This window comes from Acidovorax sp. LjRoot66 (assembly GCF_964253305.1).
Lineage (GTDB): Bacteria > Pseudomonadota > Gammaproteobacteria > Burkholderiales > Burkholderiaceae_C > Acidovorax.
Map to the genome: position 1 here is coordinate 337,167 of NZ_CAXUQU020000002.1, position 16,042 is coordinate 353,208.

The 16,042-nt window shown below is 60.0% G+C and carries 15 protein-coding genes and 1 pseudogene; 8 read left to right on the forward strand and 8 right to left on the reverse strand.

The window, feature by feature from the left end; translation table 11 throughout:
• Nucleotides 1-12: 12 nt before the first annotated feature.
• On the reverse strand, nt 13-204 hold the full coding sequence (locus ACSQ3Y_RS33935; RefSeq protein ID WP_436180407.1) for a heavy-metal-associated domain-containing protein: 192 nt from the start codon (nt 202-204) through the stop codon (nt 13-15).
• A gap of 181 nt (nt 205-385) precedes the next feature.
• Between ACSQ3Y_RS33935 and ACSQ3Y_RS33940 the strand changes: the two genes are divergently transcribed.
• Nucleotides 386-2,794, forward strand: a complete 2,409-nt coding sequence (locus ACSQ3Y_RS33940) for a heavy metal translocating P-type ATPase (RefSeq protein ID WP_436180408.1) — start codon at nt 386-388, stop codon at nt 2,792-2,794.
• 153 nt (nt 2,795-2,947) lie between these two features.
• Here ACSQ3Y_RS33940 and ACSQ3Y_RS33945 read toward each other — a convergent pair whose 3' ends face one another.
• From ACSQ3Y_RS33945 to ACSQ3Y_RS33960, 4 genes are all read right to left on the reverse strand, one after another.
• The gene (locus ACSQ3Y_RS33945; RefSeq protein ID WP_436180409.1) at nt 2,948-3,577 is read right to left on the reverse strand and encodes an HAD family hydrolase; all 630 of its coding nucleotides are present in this window, start codon (nt 3,575-3,577) and stop codon (nt 2,948-2,950) included.
• A gap of 107 nt (nt 3,578-3,684) precedes the next feature.
• Nucleotides 3,685-4,485 (reverse strand): metallophosphoesterase, encoded by an 801-nt coding sequence (locus ACSQ3Y_RS33950; protein WP_436180410.1) that lies wholly within the window; start codon nt 4,483-4,485, stop codon nt 3,685-3,687.
• A 309-nt stretch (nt 4,486-4,794) separates the two neighbouring features.
• A complete protein-coding gene (locus ACSQ3Y_RS33955) occupies nt 4,795-5,454 on the reverse strand; it encodes a metallophosphoesterase (RefSeq protein WP_436180411.1) in 660 nt (219 codons plus the stop codon).
• Nucleotides 5,455-5,479: 25 nt separating this feature from the next.
• Complete coding sequence (locus ACSQ3Y_RS33960; RefSeq protein ID WP_436180412.1) at nt 5,480-5,857, reverse strand: hypothetical protein; 378 nt, start codon at nt 5,855-5,857, stop codon at nt 5,480-5,482.
• Nucleotides 5,858-6,094: 237 nt separating this feature from the next.
• On the opposite strand from ACSQ3Y_RS33960, the gene ACSQ3Y_RS33965 reads away from it, so the two are divergent.
• Nucleotides 6,095-6,406: a helix-turn-helix domain-containing protein gene (locus ACSQ3Y_RS33965; RefSeq protein WP_082608092.1), complete on the forward strand. Its 312-nt coding sequence runs from the start codon at nt 6,095-6,097 to the stop codon at nt 6,404-6,406.
• On the opposite strand, the gene ACSQ3Y_RS33970 is transcribed toward ACSQ3Y_RS33965, so the two are convergent.
• Nucleotides 6,378-6,842, reverse strand: coding sequence for a hypothetical protein (locus ACSQ3Y_RS33970; RefSeq protein ID WP_436180413.1), 465 nt, complete (start codon nt 6,840-6,842; stop codon nt 6,378-6,380). The two genes, ACSQ3Y_RS33965 and ACSQ3Y_RS33970, sit on opposite strands and share 29 nt — an antisense overlap.
• A 158-nt stretch (nt 6,843-7,000) precedes the next feature.
• Between ACSQ3Y_RS33970 and ACSQ3Y_RS33975 the strand changes: the two genes are divergently transcribed.
• Together ACSQ3Y_RS33975 and ACSQ3Y_RS33980 are read left to right on the forward strand one after the other, a co-directional pair.
• Nucleotides 7,001-7,462: a helix-turn-helix domain-containing protein gene (locus ACSQ3Y_RS33975; protein ID WP_436180414.1), complete on the forward strand. Its 462-nt coding sequence runs from the start codon at nt 7,001-7,003 to the stop codon at nt 7,460-7,462.
• A 383-nt stretch (nt 7,463-7,845) separates the two neighbouring features.
• Nucleotides 7,846-7,955: pseudogene (locus ACSQ3Y_RS33980) on the forward strand (transposase domain-containing protein); the annotation flags it as partial.
• Nucleotides 7,956-8,111: 156 nt separating this feature from the next.
• Here the strand turns inward: ACSQ3Y_RS33980 and ACSQ3Y_RS33985 are convergent.
• On the reverse strand, nt 8,112-8,999 hold the full coding sequence (locus ACSQ3Y_RS33985; RefSeq protein WP_086926349.1) for a LysR substrate-binding domain-containing protein: 888 nt from the start codon (nt 8,997-8,999) through the stop codon (nt 8,112-8,114).
• Nucleotides 9,000-9,188: 189 nt separating this feature from the next.
• Between ACSQ3Y_RS33985 and phnC the strand changes: the two genes are divergently transcribed.
• The 4 genes from phnC to ACSQ3Y_RS34005 are packed head-to-tail and all read left to right on the forward strand — an operon-like array spanning nt 9,189 to nt 12,707.
• Nucleotides 9,189-10,010, forward strand: coding sequence for a phosphonate ABC transporter ATP-binding protein (gene phnC, locus ACSQ3Y_RS33990; RefSeq protein WP_035242057.1), 822 nt, complete (start codon nt 9,189-9,191; stop codon nt 10,008-10,010).
• Nucleotides 10,004-10,879: a phosphate/phosphite/phosphonate ABC transporter substrate-binding protein gene (gene phnD / locus ACSQ3Y_RS33995; RefSeq protein ID WP_024815577.1), complete on the forward strand. Its 876-nt coding sequence runs from the start codon at nt 10,004-10,006 to the stop codon at nt 10,877-10,879. Before phnC ends, phnD begins: the two co-directional genes overlap by 7 nt.
• Complete coding sequence (gene phnE / locus ACSQ3Y_RS34000) at nt 10,876-11,676, forward strand: phosphonate ABC transporter, permease protein PhnE (RefSeq protein WP_161124580.1); 801 nt, start codon at nt 10,876-10,878, stop codon at nt 11,674-11,676. Before phnD ends, phnE begins: the two co-directional genes overlap by 4 nt.
• 17 nt (nt 11,677-11,693) lie before the next feature.
• Entirely contained in the window at nt 11,694-12,707 is a 1,014-nt protein-coding gene (locus ACSQ3Y_RS34005; protein ID WP_086926348.1) for a phosphonate dehydrogenase, read from the forward strand.
• Nucleotides 12,708-13,022: 315 nt separating this feature from the next.
• Here the strand turns inward: ACSQ3Y_RS34005 and ACSQ3Y_RS34010 are convergent, their stop codons facing one another.
• Nucleotides 13,023-15,938, reverse strand: coding sequence for a Tn3-like element IS1071 family transposase (locus ACSQ3Y_RS34010; protein ID WP_015061186.1), 2,916 nt, complete (start codon nt 15,936-15,938; stop codon nt 13,023-13,025).
• Nucleotides 15,939-16,042 lie beyond the last annotated feature (104 nt).

Sequence of the window (16,042 nt, forward strand, 5' to 3'; positions counted from 1 at the left end):
ACCGGCGGGAGATCAGGCGGGCGGGTAGCCAGCCTCGGTCAGTGCCTCTGCAAGCGTCTGGCGGTCTTCTGCGCTTTGCACTGTGACCGTGCGCTTGGGCATGTCCACCTGAATCTTGCATCCAGGGTCCGTCATCTGCAGCGTCTGGCTCACCATCCCTGCACAGTGGCCGCAGGTCATGTCGGGAAGCTGGAATTCATGCATGTTTCACCTCGGGGAGAAAGTTAAGAGGTGCCCAGTCTGTGGCTTGTCACGGGGGCAAGGTCAAGGCATTGCACGGTCTACGCTACGCGCAACTGGCCCGCTTGTGTCTGCCCCCGTGTCAACCCTGAAAGTTCGCCCTGTGCCGGCCAACGCCGGGTTTGAACTTCACTTGGAGACTGCCATGAATTCCGCTGCCCATGACGCGACGCTAGCTGCATCCCTACCAACAGCACTCCTGGACCTGCCTATCCTCGGCATGACCTGCGCCTCCTGCGTGGGGCGGGTCGAGAAGGCCCTCAAAGGCGTGCCTGGCGTCCAGGATGTAACTGTGAACATCGCTACCGAGCGGGCCAGCGTGGTGGCCGCGGCATCTGTTGCGGCTTCCACTCTGGCCGCAGCGGTGCACAAGGCGGGCTACTCGGTGGCCGATGAGTCAGTGGAGCTGTCCGTCGGTGGCATGACGTGCGCTTCCTGCGTCAGTCGCGTCGAAAAAGCCCTGAAGGCCGTGCCCGGTGTGACGCATGCCGAAGTCAATCTGGCCACCGAGCGCGCGCAAGTCCGCTTTGCTGCGGGATTGACGATTGATCGACTGGTAGCAGCCATCGAGAAGGCTGGCTACCAGGCCGAGGTGGTGGACGCGAATGCGCCTGCGGACCACAAGACCCATGCAGAGCCCTGGTGGCCCGTCGCGCTCGCCGCATTCCTGTCTGTGCCACTGGTGCTCCCCATGCTGGGCATGGTATTTGGTCAGGACTGGAGTCTGAGCGGATGGATTCAGCTGGCTTTGGCTACGCCGGTGCAGTTCTGGCTGGGTGCGCGGTTTTACCGGGCAGGCTGGAAGGCGCTGCGCGCAGGCGCGGGAAACATGGACTTGCTGGTGGCGCTGGGTACCTCGGCGGGCTACGGCCTGAGCCTGTATTTGCTCTTCAAGCATGCCGAGCATGGAACGCCCCACCTGTACTTCGAGGCTTCCGCCGTCATCGTCACGCTTGTTCTTCTGGGAAAGTGGCTGGAGGCAAGGGCCAAGAGGCAAACCACGGCGGCCATCCGGGCGCTGCATGCTCTGCGGCCCGAAGTGGCGCGTGTGCGCACACCAGAGGGCGACATCGACCAGCCGCTCGCGCGGGTGAGAGTGGGCGACACGGTGGTCGTTCGCCCAGGGGAAAGAGTTCCGGTGGACGGCACGGTGGTCGAAGGCTCCAGCCAGGTGGATGAATCGCTGATCACCGGTGAGAGCCTTCCTGTCGCGAAGCATGTAGGAGACAAGGTGACGGGAGGTGCCGTGAACGCGGAAGGCTTGCTGCTGGTCCAGACGACCGCCATCGGCGCCGAGTCAACGCTGTCGCGCATCGTGCGCATGGTCGAGTCGGCACAGGCCAAGAAGGCACCGATCCAGCGCATGGTGGACAAAGTCAGTGCCGTGTTCGTTCCTGTGGTACTTGGCCTTGCCGTGCTCACGCTGATGGGCTGGGGTGTTGCCACTGGCAACTGGGAACAAGCGATCCTCAATGCCGTAGCAGTGCTCGTCATCGCATGTCCTTGTGCCCTGGGGTTGGCGACCCCCACCGCGATCATGGCTGGCACTGGTGTAGCGGCGCGCCATGGCATTCTGATCAAGGATGCCGAAGCACTTGAAACGGCGCACCGTATCGACACCGTGGCATTCGACAAGACCGGTACGCTGACCGAGGGGAAGCCGACTCTGGCGGCCGCAGTCCCTGCCGAAGGCGGCAAGGAGCACCTGCTGCCGTTTGCTGCGGCCATCCAAAACGGCAGCGAGCATCCCTTGGCCAAGGCCGTGATGGACGCCGCGCGCAACCAGGGGATCGTGGTGCCCCGGGCCACAGAAGTAACCGCAGTGGCTGGCCGAGGGATGTCCGCTGTGATCAAGGGGCGTCAGATTCGCTTGGGCAGTACCCGGTACATGAATGAGTTGGGGGTCGACACGGAAAGCCTGGCGGTAGCCGCTGCGCAAATGCAGCAGCAAGGTCGTACCGTGTCATGGCTGGCCGATGTGACCGATTCGCCAGAGGTACTCGGGATGTTGGCGTTCGGTGACACCGTCAAGGCAACCTCCCAACAGGCCATTGCCCAATTGCAAGCGCTGGGCATCAAGACCGTCCTGGTGACTGGCGACAACCAGGGTAGCGCAGCGATGGTGGCGGGCGCTTTAGGTATCGACCAGGTTCGTGCTGATGTTTTGCCAGAGGGCAAGGCCGCAATCGTTGCGCAACTCAAGGGAGGAGGCAGGGTCGTCGCCATGGTGGGCGACGGCATCAACGACGCCCCGGCGCTGGCAGCTGCAGACGTGGGGATCGCCATGTCCACCGGCACGGACGTGGCAATGCACGCAGCGGGGATCACTCTGATGCGCGGCGACCCGGCACTGATCGCGGATGCCATTGATATCTCCCGGCGCACGTACGCCAAGATCCGGCAGAACCTGTTCTGGGCGTTTGCCTACAACGTGGTGGGTATCCCATTGGCAGCGTTTGGCTTGCTGAACCCGATGGTGGCTGGGGCTGCCATGGCGTTGAGCAGTGTGAGTGTTGTGACCAACGCCCTGACGTTGCGGTCTTGGAAGAAATAGGGGCCTTGCGCACCAGCATGCAGGCACGTGCAAACACCAGCAGACAAGCCAACCTTGCGTACGCCCGGTGAAATTCGGCGTCAGCTGCCTGAAGCCGATTGCCCTTGTGGCCTCGTGCCTTTAAGCGCTAGTTAATCGGCCTACCACAGGGATCTACACCGCCCTCGACGGCAGTAAGCTTCCATGGACCCGCATCCACTCGCTGAACTCCCACAGATTAGCGTGCAAGGAATGGATCTGGTCGAGCTCCGGTCCGACGTTGGGGCTTCCGTTCGGACCGCGGCAGATCAGTGCGCGATGGACGCGCAGAGCGATCCCACGAAAGTACGGCAGGAAGTCATCAACGAACGCCACTGGCCCAAGTTGTTCAATCGCATCAGCCTTCGGGCTTCGCGCCCCTGCAGCGACTCCCGTGGCGATCACACGCTCGATCGGAAACCCCGCATCCCGCAGATTCCTCAAGCGCGCCGCTTCAAACTTTGGGTCCAGAGCCGAGACACAGACCAGCTCGTAGCCCGCATCGTGAAGCCGATGGCAGGCTTCGACAGCCCGCTCCAGTGGTGGCACGCAAGACCAGAACTGCTCGTCCATGCAGGCCCGCAATGCCGCCAGGCGATCCCCGTCCAGAAACTCGACCGCCCAGCGGTGATACGGAAAGTACGCGTCCTTGTCCCCCTCGACGGGCCGCTGGCCAAACGCACGCTCCCAGACCGAGGCATAGGCCAGGCCATAGTCGAGCAGCACCCCATCCGCATCCAGGGCGATGATTGGCTTGGTGCTCATGTCGGTGATCCTCCAAAAAAATCTCTTTGCGATTGCGCACGTGGCGCCGGCGAGCATGCCATCGGTAAGTGGCCACCCGCGGGTTTTCAGACGCGTAGCAGCCGCGTTCAGTCCACATCCACACAGAAATCTGCCCGGAACTCCGGGTTCTGCATGCCACCGCCCCGGAGCCTGTACCCCCTGGGGTTGGTGACGATCCGGGTCCCCCGCACTTGGTAGTCCAGGCTCTCATGGACGTGCCCATGGATCCAGGTGCTGGCCTTTCCCATCAGCGCTTCCAGGTCGCTCGCGTAACAAGGTGACAGCGGGTGCCCTTCAAACTCCTGCGGGATTGATCGCGGATGCGGTGCATGGTGGGTGACCACCACCGTGTTCTCTGGATCACCCAGGCCCAGTTGCTCCTCCAGCCACTGTCGGCTCGCATCGTGCCGCCGCGCAGCCATCGCCGGAAACAGACGGTGTTTGCGCTCCTGCCAGTACATCTCCGGCGGCCGAGTGATCTTGATTTGCGGATAGTCGCTCATGCGCTGGCGCGCCGTACTCATCGCCATCAGCTTTTCATCGGCGCCGTGCAGCGCGTAGTCCGTCCAGAGCGTGCACCCCAGAAACCGCACACCGCCGATCAAAGCGGCATCGTTCTCCAGGTAGTGGACTTCGTGATCCTGGGCCAGCTTGCGCATCACATCAATGTGCTTATCCCAATGTTGGCTGTAGAACTCATGGTTGCCGTCCACGTAGATGATGGGCTTGTCCGGAAAGGCCTCACGCGCCCAGCGAAGCCCGCCCGTGCCTTCGGTTGTGTCACCTGCCAGCACGACCACGTCGACGGTTTTGAGAAAGTCCGGGTCCAGCTGCAGCTTGAAGGGACACAGGTCCAGGTGCAGGTCCGAGTAAACGAGCAGTTTCATGGAGGCTCCGTGTAGGCGTTGCGCGGACTCATGGCCAACTGCGGCGAGGCTTCTTGCGCGCCCTGGCCGTCGGCGCGAAGCCAGCGCGCTGAATGCGTGCGGAAACCAATCTCCCTTTCAGCAGCATCCTTGGTTTGGTTGTGATCACGAACTCTGGTGGTTCGTCCCCGTCAGCGCTACTCCTGGCCAGCGAGAAGTACACGCGGGCTCCCACCTTCCAACCCATGCCCGGCGGCAAGGGTATGCGGTTGCGACTGTCGATTTGCGCTCTGCGCTCGGGCTCGAATCGCTTACCGACGGATTGAGGGTTCAAAGGCATAGCAATCCTTGGGTGACATCCCAACCCACGTTTACGAAATGGGTGATTTCGGTGGGCGCCAGCACGTCGCGGTGCAAGTGGCCGTGGTAGTTCACGAGCCGCCGAAAGGGGTGGTCCACGGTCGCCGGGTAGTGGCTCGCAAACACGGTCCGGCCCAGCATGTCCCGCCAGAACAGAAAGGGGACCACTGCTTCGAACAGCGGCTGCCGTCCGTGCGGTGCGCGCTCCCTGGCGTAAAGGCATTTGCCATTGCGCTTGAGGTCATGGTTTCCAAGCACCAGGACCTTGCGACCCGGGAGGCGCCGGATCCATTCCATGGCCTCGTCGTGGTCGCCCATGGCGAGGTCGCCGAGAATCAACAGCCATTCGTCGTCCTTGACCTTCTGGATCTGGGTGACGAGGTAATCATTCATCTGCATGACGTCAAAAAAGGGGCTCTTGCGGTACTCGATCACATTGGTGTGGCCCAGGTGCAAATCCGACGTCATCCATACCCGCTCACCGCGGGTCAGGGCATTCACGACCTGAGAGCTGGCCTCGTTGATGGTGTCGGGCCTGGCCAGGTCCAGCATCGCTGCGTGCACATCCGGCCGGGATCGCTCCGTGGCCAGCGTGCGCTGAAATAGGTTCAGTGCGTCGTTGAAATGCATAGTGCGTAGCTAGGAAACGGAACTATTACCAGGGGGGCAGCAACCCGACACCATGGTCTGGCCACGAGCCGACAGATACCGCGTGCCAGACGCCATCGCTCACATCAGCCGAAACCTTCCCGATGGCAAGCTTGCCACGCAGCTCCATCAACATCCGCAGGTCCTCGTCTTCTTCGGGAGGTGCTGCGAGGTGATAATTGCGACCCGATTCCGTCTTGACCATTGCGCTCGCAAGATCGATGGCAGCCAAGGCCGAAGTAACTCGGAGTGTCATGGGGCCCAGCATCGCGACGATGTGCAGCGTCCCGGTTCCACGTTGAAGGATTCTCCAATGGTCCAGTTGGACCTCGGGCTGAACTTGAACATCGGGGGCAGGACGCTCATTGAGAAATTGAATCTGCACGATGTAGGACCTTGTTTTTGGTCAGAAGGGCAAACAGGCTCGGGGTCCCGTTTGCGGTGGATTCGCTGCAGTGCGATGTAGACGTGCTTGTCCAGATCGAGGATCAGGCCAAGGTTGAGCAGACACTGGCTTGAGGACTCTGCGGCAGCCATTCGGAAGTGGGAATCATCAAATTTCCACCAGAATGCGACTAGTTAGACGTGGTCTTTTAAGTCTCCATCGGCGGAAATCGAGTGAATGCCAACTCGAAAGTCAGATCCACCGAAAGCTGCTGTCGGTCGCGCGCTCAAGGAGCTGCGCACCGCACGCGGCTTCACGCAGGAGGATCTGACACCGGCGATCAGCCGGCGGCACATTGGGCGTCTCGAGCAGGGCGAGCAGCTCCCCAGCATTGGCATGGTGGAGCACCTCGCTGAAGGCCTGCAGGTTCATCCAATGACTCTCCTTGCGGTGGCATACGCGCGCAGATTCGATGCAGCATCGATTGAGAAGGTGCTGAAGTCCGTCCGAACCGATCTCTCTACACTGCTGCCTGAGGACGTCGCTTAGCCCTTCTTGGCTGCGATGGAGAACTTTCTCCGACCATGATGGCTTCAATTCCAGTCAGCATGGACAACGATTCGTCGTCGTTTGGGCGATTAAGCAGTCTGTTCACGATCTCGCGGTCTGCGGCCATGCTGAGCACCATCATCACGTCGCGTAACTGCTCCAGGCTGCCTTCAAAAATGAGTTCGCCATTTACGGGAGGCGACGGATGTGCCTTTGCTATCAACAGCAACGCCATCGCAATCGCTGCATTGGGTTCGCCGTCGGGCCCTCGTGTGCCTTCTCCCCACAGCATGGCCCGAAGTTGATCGGAAACACTCACCAATTGGCCGTCGCTAAGGCTTCTCGGCAGGATCGCGTCAAAGCCACCGGTTTGAAGGATTTCTTCCAGGTCCATCTCGCTGAAATGGCCGATCTGTTCTTTGTCTAACTGCAACATACTCGTCAAATATTTAGGGGACTAGTTGGTCCTGTTTGGGACTGAGCGTGCGAAGATAGCTGAACTTTCTCCGCGCAAAACCCGTTTCAAGGCGGTCCAGCGCAAATGGAAAGCTCCCACTTGCCTTGCGAAGACATCTGCGCAATCAGAGTGTTGTTTTGAACTTTCGCTACCACTCACCCTTTAAAAATCGATTGGATCTTTCCCGCTTGGTTGAACTCGACAGCCAGTTTCGCGAACTAGCGAAGCTGCAGGGTCCAGGCACGCCCAGGAGCGGGTGGGTGAAGACTGTGCGCCTGGCTCTGGGGATGAACTCTGAGACCTTGGGTCGACGCATCGGCATCTCTCCGCAAGGAGTCAGGCAGCTTGAAAAGTCGGAAGCTGATGGCTCAATTTCTCTCAACACCCTGGCCAAGATTGCAGATGGGTTGAACTGCGACGTGCGGTACGTTCTGGTGCCCAGGATCAGCTTGGTCGACCAGGTGATGGCGCGAGCCATGGAGCACTCCAAAGGCGCGGTTCCGATGGGGGCAGGCAGCACCCCGATGAACATTGACGGCCAGTCGCTGGTTGTGCTCGCCTCGCTTCTTTCACGCATCGACCAACGCGCATTTTGGTAGCCGGCGTTGTGGCTTGCTGCGTATTTCGGTCGCTGCTGGTCAGCGGGGGCGAATTGAGTTGGACAGCCGCAACGGCGGGAACTGGACACCGAGAACGGCTCTAGTGGCCATGCCCAGGTCGTCGCCGATGAGCAGCTTCGCCGAGTCGCCTTCTTGGGTGATACAGGACACTCGCGCGACCAGCTAGACTCCCGCTATCGGCCGAGGCTGTCCTTGCGCACGCTACCGCTCAGTGGCGGCTTTGCAGCGGTTGCTGTCGGTCGCGGCCGTGACCTGAGTTCACGGTGCCTGGCACAAAGCTGTCATTGGCTCACCCAGCAGCGCGGCAGCATCGATGACCGGTATCGAGGGAGCTGCAGTCATGGTCTAGCACACGTCTCCCCATGAACGGGCACGACCCTACGCCTACCTGCGCGATGTCATGGCACGCCTGCCCATGCAGCCCGCCACCCAGATCGGCGAGCTGCTGCCATACCGCTGGCAGTCAGCCTGACAGCGCATATTCAGATACACGACCGCGCCCCGCAGTCAAGATGGGATCGCCGCGCGATTACGGGCGTCCTACAACCCTTAACTTAAGTCGGCCTACAGGCGAACAGTTGCCCCTCGGTCCCATGCCCCACGGCTGCATGGAATCCAAGTTCCATACCTAGGCAATTTTCTGACTTACGCTATGCGCCAAACCCAGGAAGGTCGAGATCAGAGGAGCTTGATGCCGCTCCTTTCTACAGATGAAGTGCACCTGTGTCGCCATGCTGGTGTCTGAAATAGTTAACTTAACAAGGCGAGGATCTGGCCTGTAGGCTGTTTCCGCCACGACGCCTAGGCCCAGCCCCTCCGCCACCGCCTCTCGAACGGACTCGCGGCTGCCCATCTCCAGAGCCACCTGCACCTCGACGCCTCGCTCCTTTAGTTCTTGTTCAAACACGCGTCTGGTCGTCGATCCTTCCTCTCGGATGACGAACCTCTGACCCTGCAGATCACGCAGTTTGAGAGTGGCCCGTTGCGCGAGTGAGTGTTGGGTGTTGCCGAATATCACCAATCGCTGGGTACGGTAAGCCGCGCCAAATAGATCTGGGTGAGCGACGTGATTGAGCACCATGCCCACGTCTCCCTGGTAGTCAAGAATCTTTTCGGTGATGGTTCGCGAGTCGCCTACGCCAACAGCCACGTTGACCTGGGGGAACTGTTTCATGAACAGCTTCAACACGGGCAGCACGTTGTGCGGCCCGATGGCATGGATGACCAGTCGCCCTACGTATTGATTTTTCGCAGCAGCGAGCAGTGCGTGCGCATCTTCCTCGCCACTGAAGGTACGCCGGGTGTAGTTCAACAGAGTGCGTCCAAAGGACGTGAGTTCAAGCCGCCGCCCGCGCCGATGAAACAACTCTACGCCGAAGTCGACCTCCAGGCGCTGTATGTGTGAAGAAACAGTCGGTTGTTGAATAGCGAGCACTCTCGCGGCAGCGGTCATGCTGCCGGCTCGGGCCGTTGCGTCAAAGGCCTTCAAGGCTGCGAGGAGGCTGAGTCCAGACATTGATGTGATCTATGGGTGTCCTCATTTTTAGGGATGAAAGTTTCATATTCATGACACCTTGGTCACCCAGACTTGAGCTGTGCTTCCACTGAAGCTGTTTCTTCCAGAACCTCCTCTTTCCCGAGAGATACCTCTGACCACTTGAGTCCTGGTGTGCGTCTAGCGCACCACAACAAATGAAACCGAGCTATGAAAACTGCAATTCGCGAGAGCCATCTGAGCTTGCGGGGTATCACGGTGACCTATGCCGATGGTCACACAGCGCTTGCGCCCACCTCGCTGGAGGTACAGCATGGCGGGTTCCTTGTGCTGCTGGGCGCGTCGGGCGCGGGAAAGTCAACGCTGCTGCGCAGCATCAATGGCTTGGTTAGCCCCACAGACGGAGAGGTGTCGGTGGCCGATCTGCCGGGCGGCACCGTCTCAAAACGCAACCTTCTTGAGCATCGGCGCCACTGCGGCATGGTGTTCCAGCAGCACCACCTGATCGGGCGGCAAAGCGTGCTGGCCAATGTGTTGATGGGCAAGCTCGCCACCCGCGGATCTCTGGCGTCGTTGTGGCCTTGGAGCAAGGCTGACAAGCTGGAGGCGCTGGCGGCCATTGACCGCGTAGGCCTGCTTGAGAAAGCCCTAGCACGGGCAGACACCTTGTCTGGTGGGCAACAACAACGCATTGGCATTGCGCGTGCCTTGGTGCAAAAGCCCCGCCTGCTGCTGGCCGATGAGCCGGTGGCCAGCCTCGACCCGGCGACCGCGCAGAGTGTGTTGACCCTGCTTCACGACATCTGCAAGAAAGACCGACTCACGGCCATCGTGAGTCTGCATCAAGTCAACCTCGCGCGCATGTTCGCCGACCGCATTGTGGGCCTTCGCCAGGGCCAGGTGGTGTTCGACGGGACAGCAGCGCAGTTGACGGAAGAAGCCCAGTCTGCCCTGTACGCGAAGTCGTCACCTGCCAACATGGGCAGTCAATTTGATTCCCCCTCTCAATCCAAGGAGTTTTTACCGTGCTGAATCGTCGCCGTTTCCAATTTATCGCTGCCGTCACTTTGGCCGCCCTGTTGCCACTTGGCGCCCATGCCGAGGGCAAAAATCCTTCCAAGCTTCGCGTTGCACTGTTGCCGGACGAAAACGCCGCCACCATCATTCAGAACGCACAGCCTCTGAAGCGGTATCTGGAGCAGACCCTGAAGAAGGAAATCGAGGTCACGGTGACCACGGACTACTCGTCGATGATTGAAGCCATGCGCTTCGGCCGCATCGAGGTCGCCTACTTTGGACCGTTCTCTTACGTGCTTGCCAAGTCCAAGGCGCCCAACATTGAGCCATTTGCCGTTGGCGTGGAGCGCGGCTCGCCGACCTACCAGTCGGTTCTCATCGCCACGGCAGGCGGCCCGGTCAAGACCCTGGCTGACGTTCGTGGAAAGCCTTTTGGCTTTGGCGATCAGGCTTCGACGTCCAGTCACCTTGCACCGCGCGCGCACTTGCTTAAAAACCACCAACTGAACGGCGAGACTGACTACCGCCCCGTTCACCTGGGCACGCACGATGCCGTGGCCCGAGCTGTTCAGGCAGGGCAGGTTCCCGCCGGCGCTCTGTCAAAAACCATTCTGGACAACCTCATCGCAAAGGGCATGGTGGATGCCAACAAGATTGTGCAACTTGAACTGTCGGCACCCATTCCGAACTATCCCATTGCGATGCAAGGTAATCTCACGCCGGAGCTCAAGGAAGCCATCCGAGCCGCCTTTCTTCAGATGAAGGACGCCGAGATTCTCAAATCATTCCGTATCGAGGCCTTTGCCGCTACCGATGACAAGGCCTACGACATTCTTCGCGACACAGCACAGATTCTCAAGCTTGATCTGGGACGCATGAAATGACATCGGTAGCCTTGGAATCCATCATTGCCATTGACGGACAGCGGCGACTCAGACGGCTGGGCGCAGCCTGCGTAGTCCTGCTCGTTTGCACGCTGGCATTGTTTGTCACCGGTTTCTTTGACGCGCAGCGTTTCATCGAAGGGGCTCCTGCCATTCAGCAGTTGGCCTCTGAGATGGTGCCGCCGAATTTCGAGCGCTGGGAGCACTGGGTCATTCCATTGCGTGACACCTTAGCCATGTCGATCGCAGGCACGGCGCTGACCGTTCTGGCGTCGTTGCCGCTGGCCCTGGTGGCGGCGCCCAACACCGCGCCGAATGCGGTGGTTGGGCGAATCGTCAGAACCATCTTGGCTGCATTTCGGTCTGTGCCTGAAATCATCCTGGGCATTCTGTTCGTCGCGGCCGTGGGCTTTGGGGCATTGCCTGGTGTGCTGGCGTTGGCCCTGCATTCCACGGGCATGGTGGCCAAGTTCTACGCCGAAGCCATAGAGCACGTGGACCCGAAACCTCTGGAGGCCGCTAAGGCCGCGGGCGCAAGCCGGTTTCAGGTCATCACCCATGCTGTGTTACCGCAGGTTTTGCCCCAGTTGGCGGACATCACCATCTACCGATGGGAATATCACTTTCGCGCATCGGCAGTGATGGGCATCGTGGGTGCGGGCGGCATTGGCTTTGAACTCATGGCGGCTCTGCGCCTGATCAAGTACGACGAAGTCTCCGCCATTTTGCTGTCCATCCTCATATGCGTGCTCGTGGTCGACGGCATTGGGTCGGCGCTTCGCAAACATCTGAAATAGAAAGAGAGAGGAAGGTAATGATGCCGAAAATTGTGGTGACGCAGCCCATCCATGAAGCAGTTCTGGCGCGTCTTCGATCCGCCGGTGATGTAGTGATGAATCAAGGGCCTGAGCCCTGGAGCGAGGAAGAGCTTTACCTCCACCTGAAGGACGCCGACGCCATGATGGCGTTCATGCCTGACCGGGTAGATCAGCGAACCCTGTTGCACGCTCCCAGGCTCAAGACCATCGCTTGCGCCCTGAAGGGGTATGACAACTTTGACCTCAAGGCATGTGCGCAAGCCGGTGTCAGCGTGAGCTTCGTTCCTGACCTGCTCACAGAACCCACGGCAGAACTCGCCATTGGGCTGGCCATCGCCGCCGCGCGCCATGTGCTGGCAGGTGACGTCAGTGTTCGCAAGAGCTACGCAGGATGGCGTCCCCAGCTGTACGGAATGGGGTTGCACGGCTCGATAGTGGCGGTCGTCGGACTTGGCGCCGTTGGGCGGGCCATTGTGGACCGTCTCTGTGGCTTCGGGTGCGCTCAACTGCTGGGCGTGGACCCGCATGGTGATGACGAACGCCTGACCATGGTGAGCCTGGGTGAGGCCCTGTCGCAATCCGACTATGTCATTCTGGCCGTTCCGCTGCTGGACGTAACGCGTCACCTCGTCAATGACACCATGCTTGAAGGTGTTCGGCGGGGGCAGATCCTGGTCAACATTGGGCGAGGCTCGGTTGTGGACGAGGCTGCCGTGGCACGGGCGCTCAAGGACGAGCGCCTGGGTGCCTACGCCGCCGATGTGTACGAGATGGAAGACTGGCTGCTGGCAGACCGTCCACGCCAGATTCATCCGGAACTCTTGCAACACCCCTCCACGGTTTTCACACCCCACATTGGTTCGGCGGTGAAGAAGGTTCGCCGAGCCATCGAGTTGCAGGCTGCTGAAAATTTGCTCGTTGCGTTAAATGGTAATGAGCCGCTTGCACACTACGAGGCATCGCACCGAGCGGCTCATGTGGCAGCTTCGCACTGCTCGGTGCAGCCATGAGGTCACCACACCAGAGAATGCTTTTGGACGTTCTATGGTTCTGGCCGATCTAATTCTTTGAGAAGACCTTGGCTACGTGTTTCGGACCCGCGGGCCAACTGCGGATGCTCTTCGCAATGGTTCCGATAAGCCGTGCCGCCAAGTATCCGGGGTGGGATTCCCCCGGTTTCTCGGGGTCTCCTCGTTTTCAGTGCAATAAGTGACGGTACGAAAAGCTAGCACTGGCGCGGAGGTGGTGTTGGTAGATCGTTGATTTCATTGACTTTCCTGTTCACTTTCAAATCTGCGATTCGTGGCGTCAAACCGTGGTCGGTTTCATCCATTGGTGCCAGTTATCGATGCATTTGGCCGCGAAGGCAGGATTTGGTCAGCATAGCGGTCAACCGGGAAGCGAAACACACCCCGCAAGTTGATGCTCTCCAGCCTGGTGGGCGCAATCTTCTCGATCAGTTCCGGTGGAATGACCTGGCGGCGGTTCGACCAGCGATCCAGGACCGCCTGCATCTGTGAGGTATTCCACGCCATCACGATGTTGGCCATCAGGCTCAACGCATCGGCCACAGCCTGCATTTCATCGACACGTTTGGCCTGCGCCGGGCTGATCCGGCCGGTATAAATGGCGCGCTTGAGGGCGTTAACAGCCTCGCCCCGATTGAGCACCCGGCGCAACTCGTTCCTGAAAGCGTCCTTGACAAAGTAGTCAGCCAAAAACGCCGTACGCAGCAACCGCCCCAATTGCACGCCAGCCTCATAGATTGGATCGCCCTGGGCGGCAGAACCGAACCGCGCAAGAGCTGCCACCGCACTGGCATGTCCGCTCATGACCGAGGCTGCCAGGTGCACCAGACTATCCCAATGCTTTTCGATCAAAGCGACGTCGACATTGGCTTCGCACACCGCAGCGATTTCTGCGGGCACTTTGGTGCCGCGTGGCACAAAGAGGTGGCGCTGTTTGAGTTCCTTCAACCGCGGGCAAAGATCAAAACCAAGCAAACGGGCATGTGACATGGCAAAGTCGGTGTAGCCATGGGTATCCACAGCAAGCTGGCTGGTCTCCAGCTTTTCTTGGCGGATGACACCTTCAATGGCCACGCCCGCCTGGCGCTCATTGAGCACAAAGGGCTGCGCATGGAAGATGCCCCACCGGTCTTTTACATGGGAGTAGATTCCAATGGAAGGTGTGTTGCGCCGAGGATCAAGCCGGGCTTGCCACACCCGTTTGGTGGTCTCCATGCTCATCATGTCAGAAGATGCCAAATCGGACCGCCCCCAGGTGGCGGCAATCGGGTGTCGCTGCATGAATTCCAGCACAGCCTGGCAGGCCTGGCTCAGACGCCGTTCGTCCCGCGCCCAGCGCATGGCCTGGCGAATGCTGGTGGCAGACAATTGCGGAATCATGCGCGCGCATTCGACCGCAGTCAGACTGGTGCCGTGGGCCATGATGCCGGCATAGACCATCAGCAGCTCGTCGGTAGAGCGCGGCTCACGTCCGAGCATGATCCAGCTAAAGCGCACCTGGGCGTCAACGGCCAGAATCACTTCCGGCAATTGAACCTCACCGATGCGGTGATCCAAAGCCGCGCGCAGCTTGGTCACTTCTGGGTCTTCGTCCTCTGCGGGCAATGGCGACAAATGGAGTTCATCATCCACGCGCAGTACGCCACTGCGGGCTGCAGCGGCCACCGCATCGACACCGGCAGTTACTCTGGCCAGCAAAGGCTTCAAGAAAGTGGCAGCCTTGCTGGGTAACGATAGACGGGCATAGTGTTTCTTGGACTCTGCCTGCCAACGCTCGTCCGTGAAGAACAAGCGCGCACGACCCCGAAAGCTCAGGCTGTGCTCAATCCAGACCGAGCCATTGCGCACCGCGCGGCGCAGGGCAAACAGGGTGGCCACCTCCAACGCCTGAAACGCCCGTTCCCGGTCTGGGCTGGAGATCGAAACCTGCCAGATCATTCCCAGACTTGGTGCCACCACTTCAACTGGCAGCTTTCTGGATCCTTTGAGATATAAAGCTTGCAGCTTGGCAAGGTACTCGATGGCAGGATGCTCGCCGGTGGCCTGCCAGGGCAGCTTTGCAATGGCGACGAGCAACGACCGCACGGGGCGAATTCCATCAATCAATCCCTCGCGGACCAGGGAGGCCCTGCTCGGTGGTTTGCGTTTCTGGGTTTCGGTGATCAAGGCTTCAAGACGGGCACGCAACTCAGCATCTGGCACCGCACCTTGCGCGCTCAAGGCAACAAGTTCGCCGAGCAGCGTTTTGTACATTGCGGCCCAATTGACGGTAGCGGGGACATCGGCGGCAGCCTGACGCCACAGATCGGCGATCCGGCGCTGCACCATAAGGATCAACTGGTCTGTGGTGGTGAACAGGCAATACCGAAGAAAGCATGCGACCTCCACGGTGCGCGCTGGCTCTTTGATCTTGGCTCCGGCTGAGGGCGGCCTGGAGACAAGTCGGCGCGCGTAGCGGCGCAAGATGAGATCGGGGATGTCTGCCAGGTGCTTATGAACGTCCAGCGTGTAAAGCAGGTCGATGCGCTCCAGTACCTCGCTGATTTGGCGGGTTGAGTGTTTCGCCGGTGCAGCCCATAGCCAACTCTGCTGGGTTTGTCCATCTGGGCGCAGCTCTGAAACTGAGGCTCGCCAGCGATCAAGTGTTGCTGGATCAACGCTGGCGGCGATGGCGGTGCCTGTTTCAACTTCAAGCTGGGCAAGTGCCGCCGCAATCAGTGTCCGAATTGCCCGCTCGTGCACGATCACCAGCTTGTTCTTGTACAGCCATTGACGCGCCCGCACGAGTAGCTGATCGCGGTCGGCGCAGCGCGCCACTTCGTCGCGCAGTTCACGTACCAGTGAGCGGCGCTGGTGCTCGCTCATCCACTGGAATCCAAGGACCGTGCAGGCTACTTGTTGGTGATCGAATAGCGTGCGCCCGCGTTCATACATGGCTCTCAGCGAGGCGACTTCTGGTGCTGCAATGCCAAGCTCGTTGCCAAGGTGGCGCCACAAGGCTACTGGAATTACCCGAAAGGCACCGAGCAAACGCCCACTCATGCGCAGGAAACCAATATGGAGCGCCAGACCAAGCTTGTGGGAATCACCTCGGCGTGCATTGATTGCGTCGCGCTCGGCACCATCGAAGGTGAAAAATGCCTTCATCTCGAAGTCGCTGATATCGCGGGGGAGCCCACGCATCCCCAAAAACGTTGTGTGCCAACCCTGCATCGTGAACCTCAAAAGTGGGAGGCCACCATACCCGTTTACAAAGCGAACAGGAAAGTCAATGAAATCAACGGTCTACCCAGACCACCCCCGCGCCAGTGCTAGCT

Coding starts and splice junctions, on each gene's coding strand:
- ACSQ3Y_RS33935 (WP_436180407.1), bottom strand. CDS start 204: ATGCATGAATTCCAGCTTCCCGACATGACCTGCGGCCACTGTGCAGGG.
- ACSQ3Y_RS33940 (WP_436180408.1), top strand. CDS start 386: ATGAATTCCGCTGCCCATGACGCGACGCTAGCTGCATCCCTACCAACA.
- ACSQ3Y_RS33945 (WP_436180409.1), bottom strand. CDS start 3,577: ATGAGCACCAAGCCAATCATCGCCCTGGATGCGGATGGGGTGCTGCTC.
- ACSQ3Y_RS33950 (WP_436180410.1), bottom strand. CDS start 4,485: ATGAAACTGCTCGTTTACTCGGACCTGCACCTGGACCTGTGTCCCTTC.
- ACSQ3Y_RS33955 (WP_436180411.1), bottom strand. CDS start 5,454: ATGCATTTCAACGACGCACTGAACCTATTTCAGCGCACGCTGGCCACG.
- ACSQ3Y_RS33965 (WP_082608092.1), top strand. CDS start 6,095: ATGCCAACTCGAAAGTCAGATCCACCGAAAGCTGCTGTCGGTCGCGCG.
- ACSQ3Y_RS33970 (WP_436180413.1), bottom strand. CDS start 6,842: ATGTTGCAGTTAGACAAAGAACAGATCGGCCATTTCAGCGAGATGGAC.
- ACSQ3Y_RS33985 (WP_086926349.1), bottom strand. CDS start 8,999: ATGTCTGGACTCAGCCTCCTCGCAGCCTTGAAGGCCTTTGACGCAACG.
- phnC (WP_035242057.1), top strand. CDS start 9,189: ATGAAAACTGCAATTCGCGAGAGCCATCTGAGCTTGCGGGGTATCACG.
- phnE (WP_161124580.1), top strand. CDS start 10,876: ATGACATCGGTAGCCTTGGAATCCATCATTGCCATTGACGGACAGCGG.
- ACSQ3Y_RS34005 (WP_086926348.1), top strand. CDS start 11,694: ATGATGCCGAAAATTGTGGTGACGCAGCCCATCCATGAAGCAGTTCTG.
- ACSQ3Y_RS34010 (WP_015061186.1), bottom strand. CDS start 15,938: ATGCAGGGTTGGCACACAACGTTTTTGGGGATGCGTGGGCTCCCCCGC.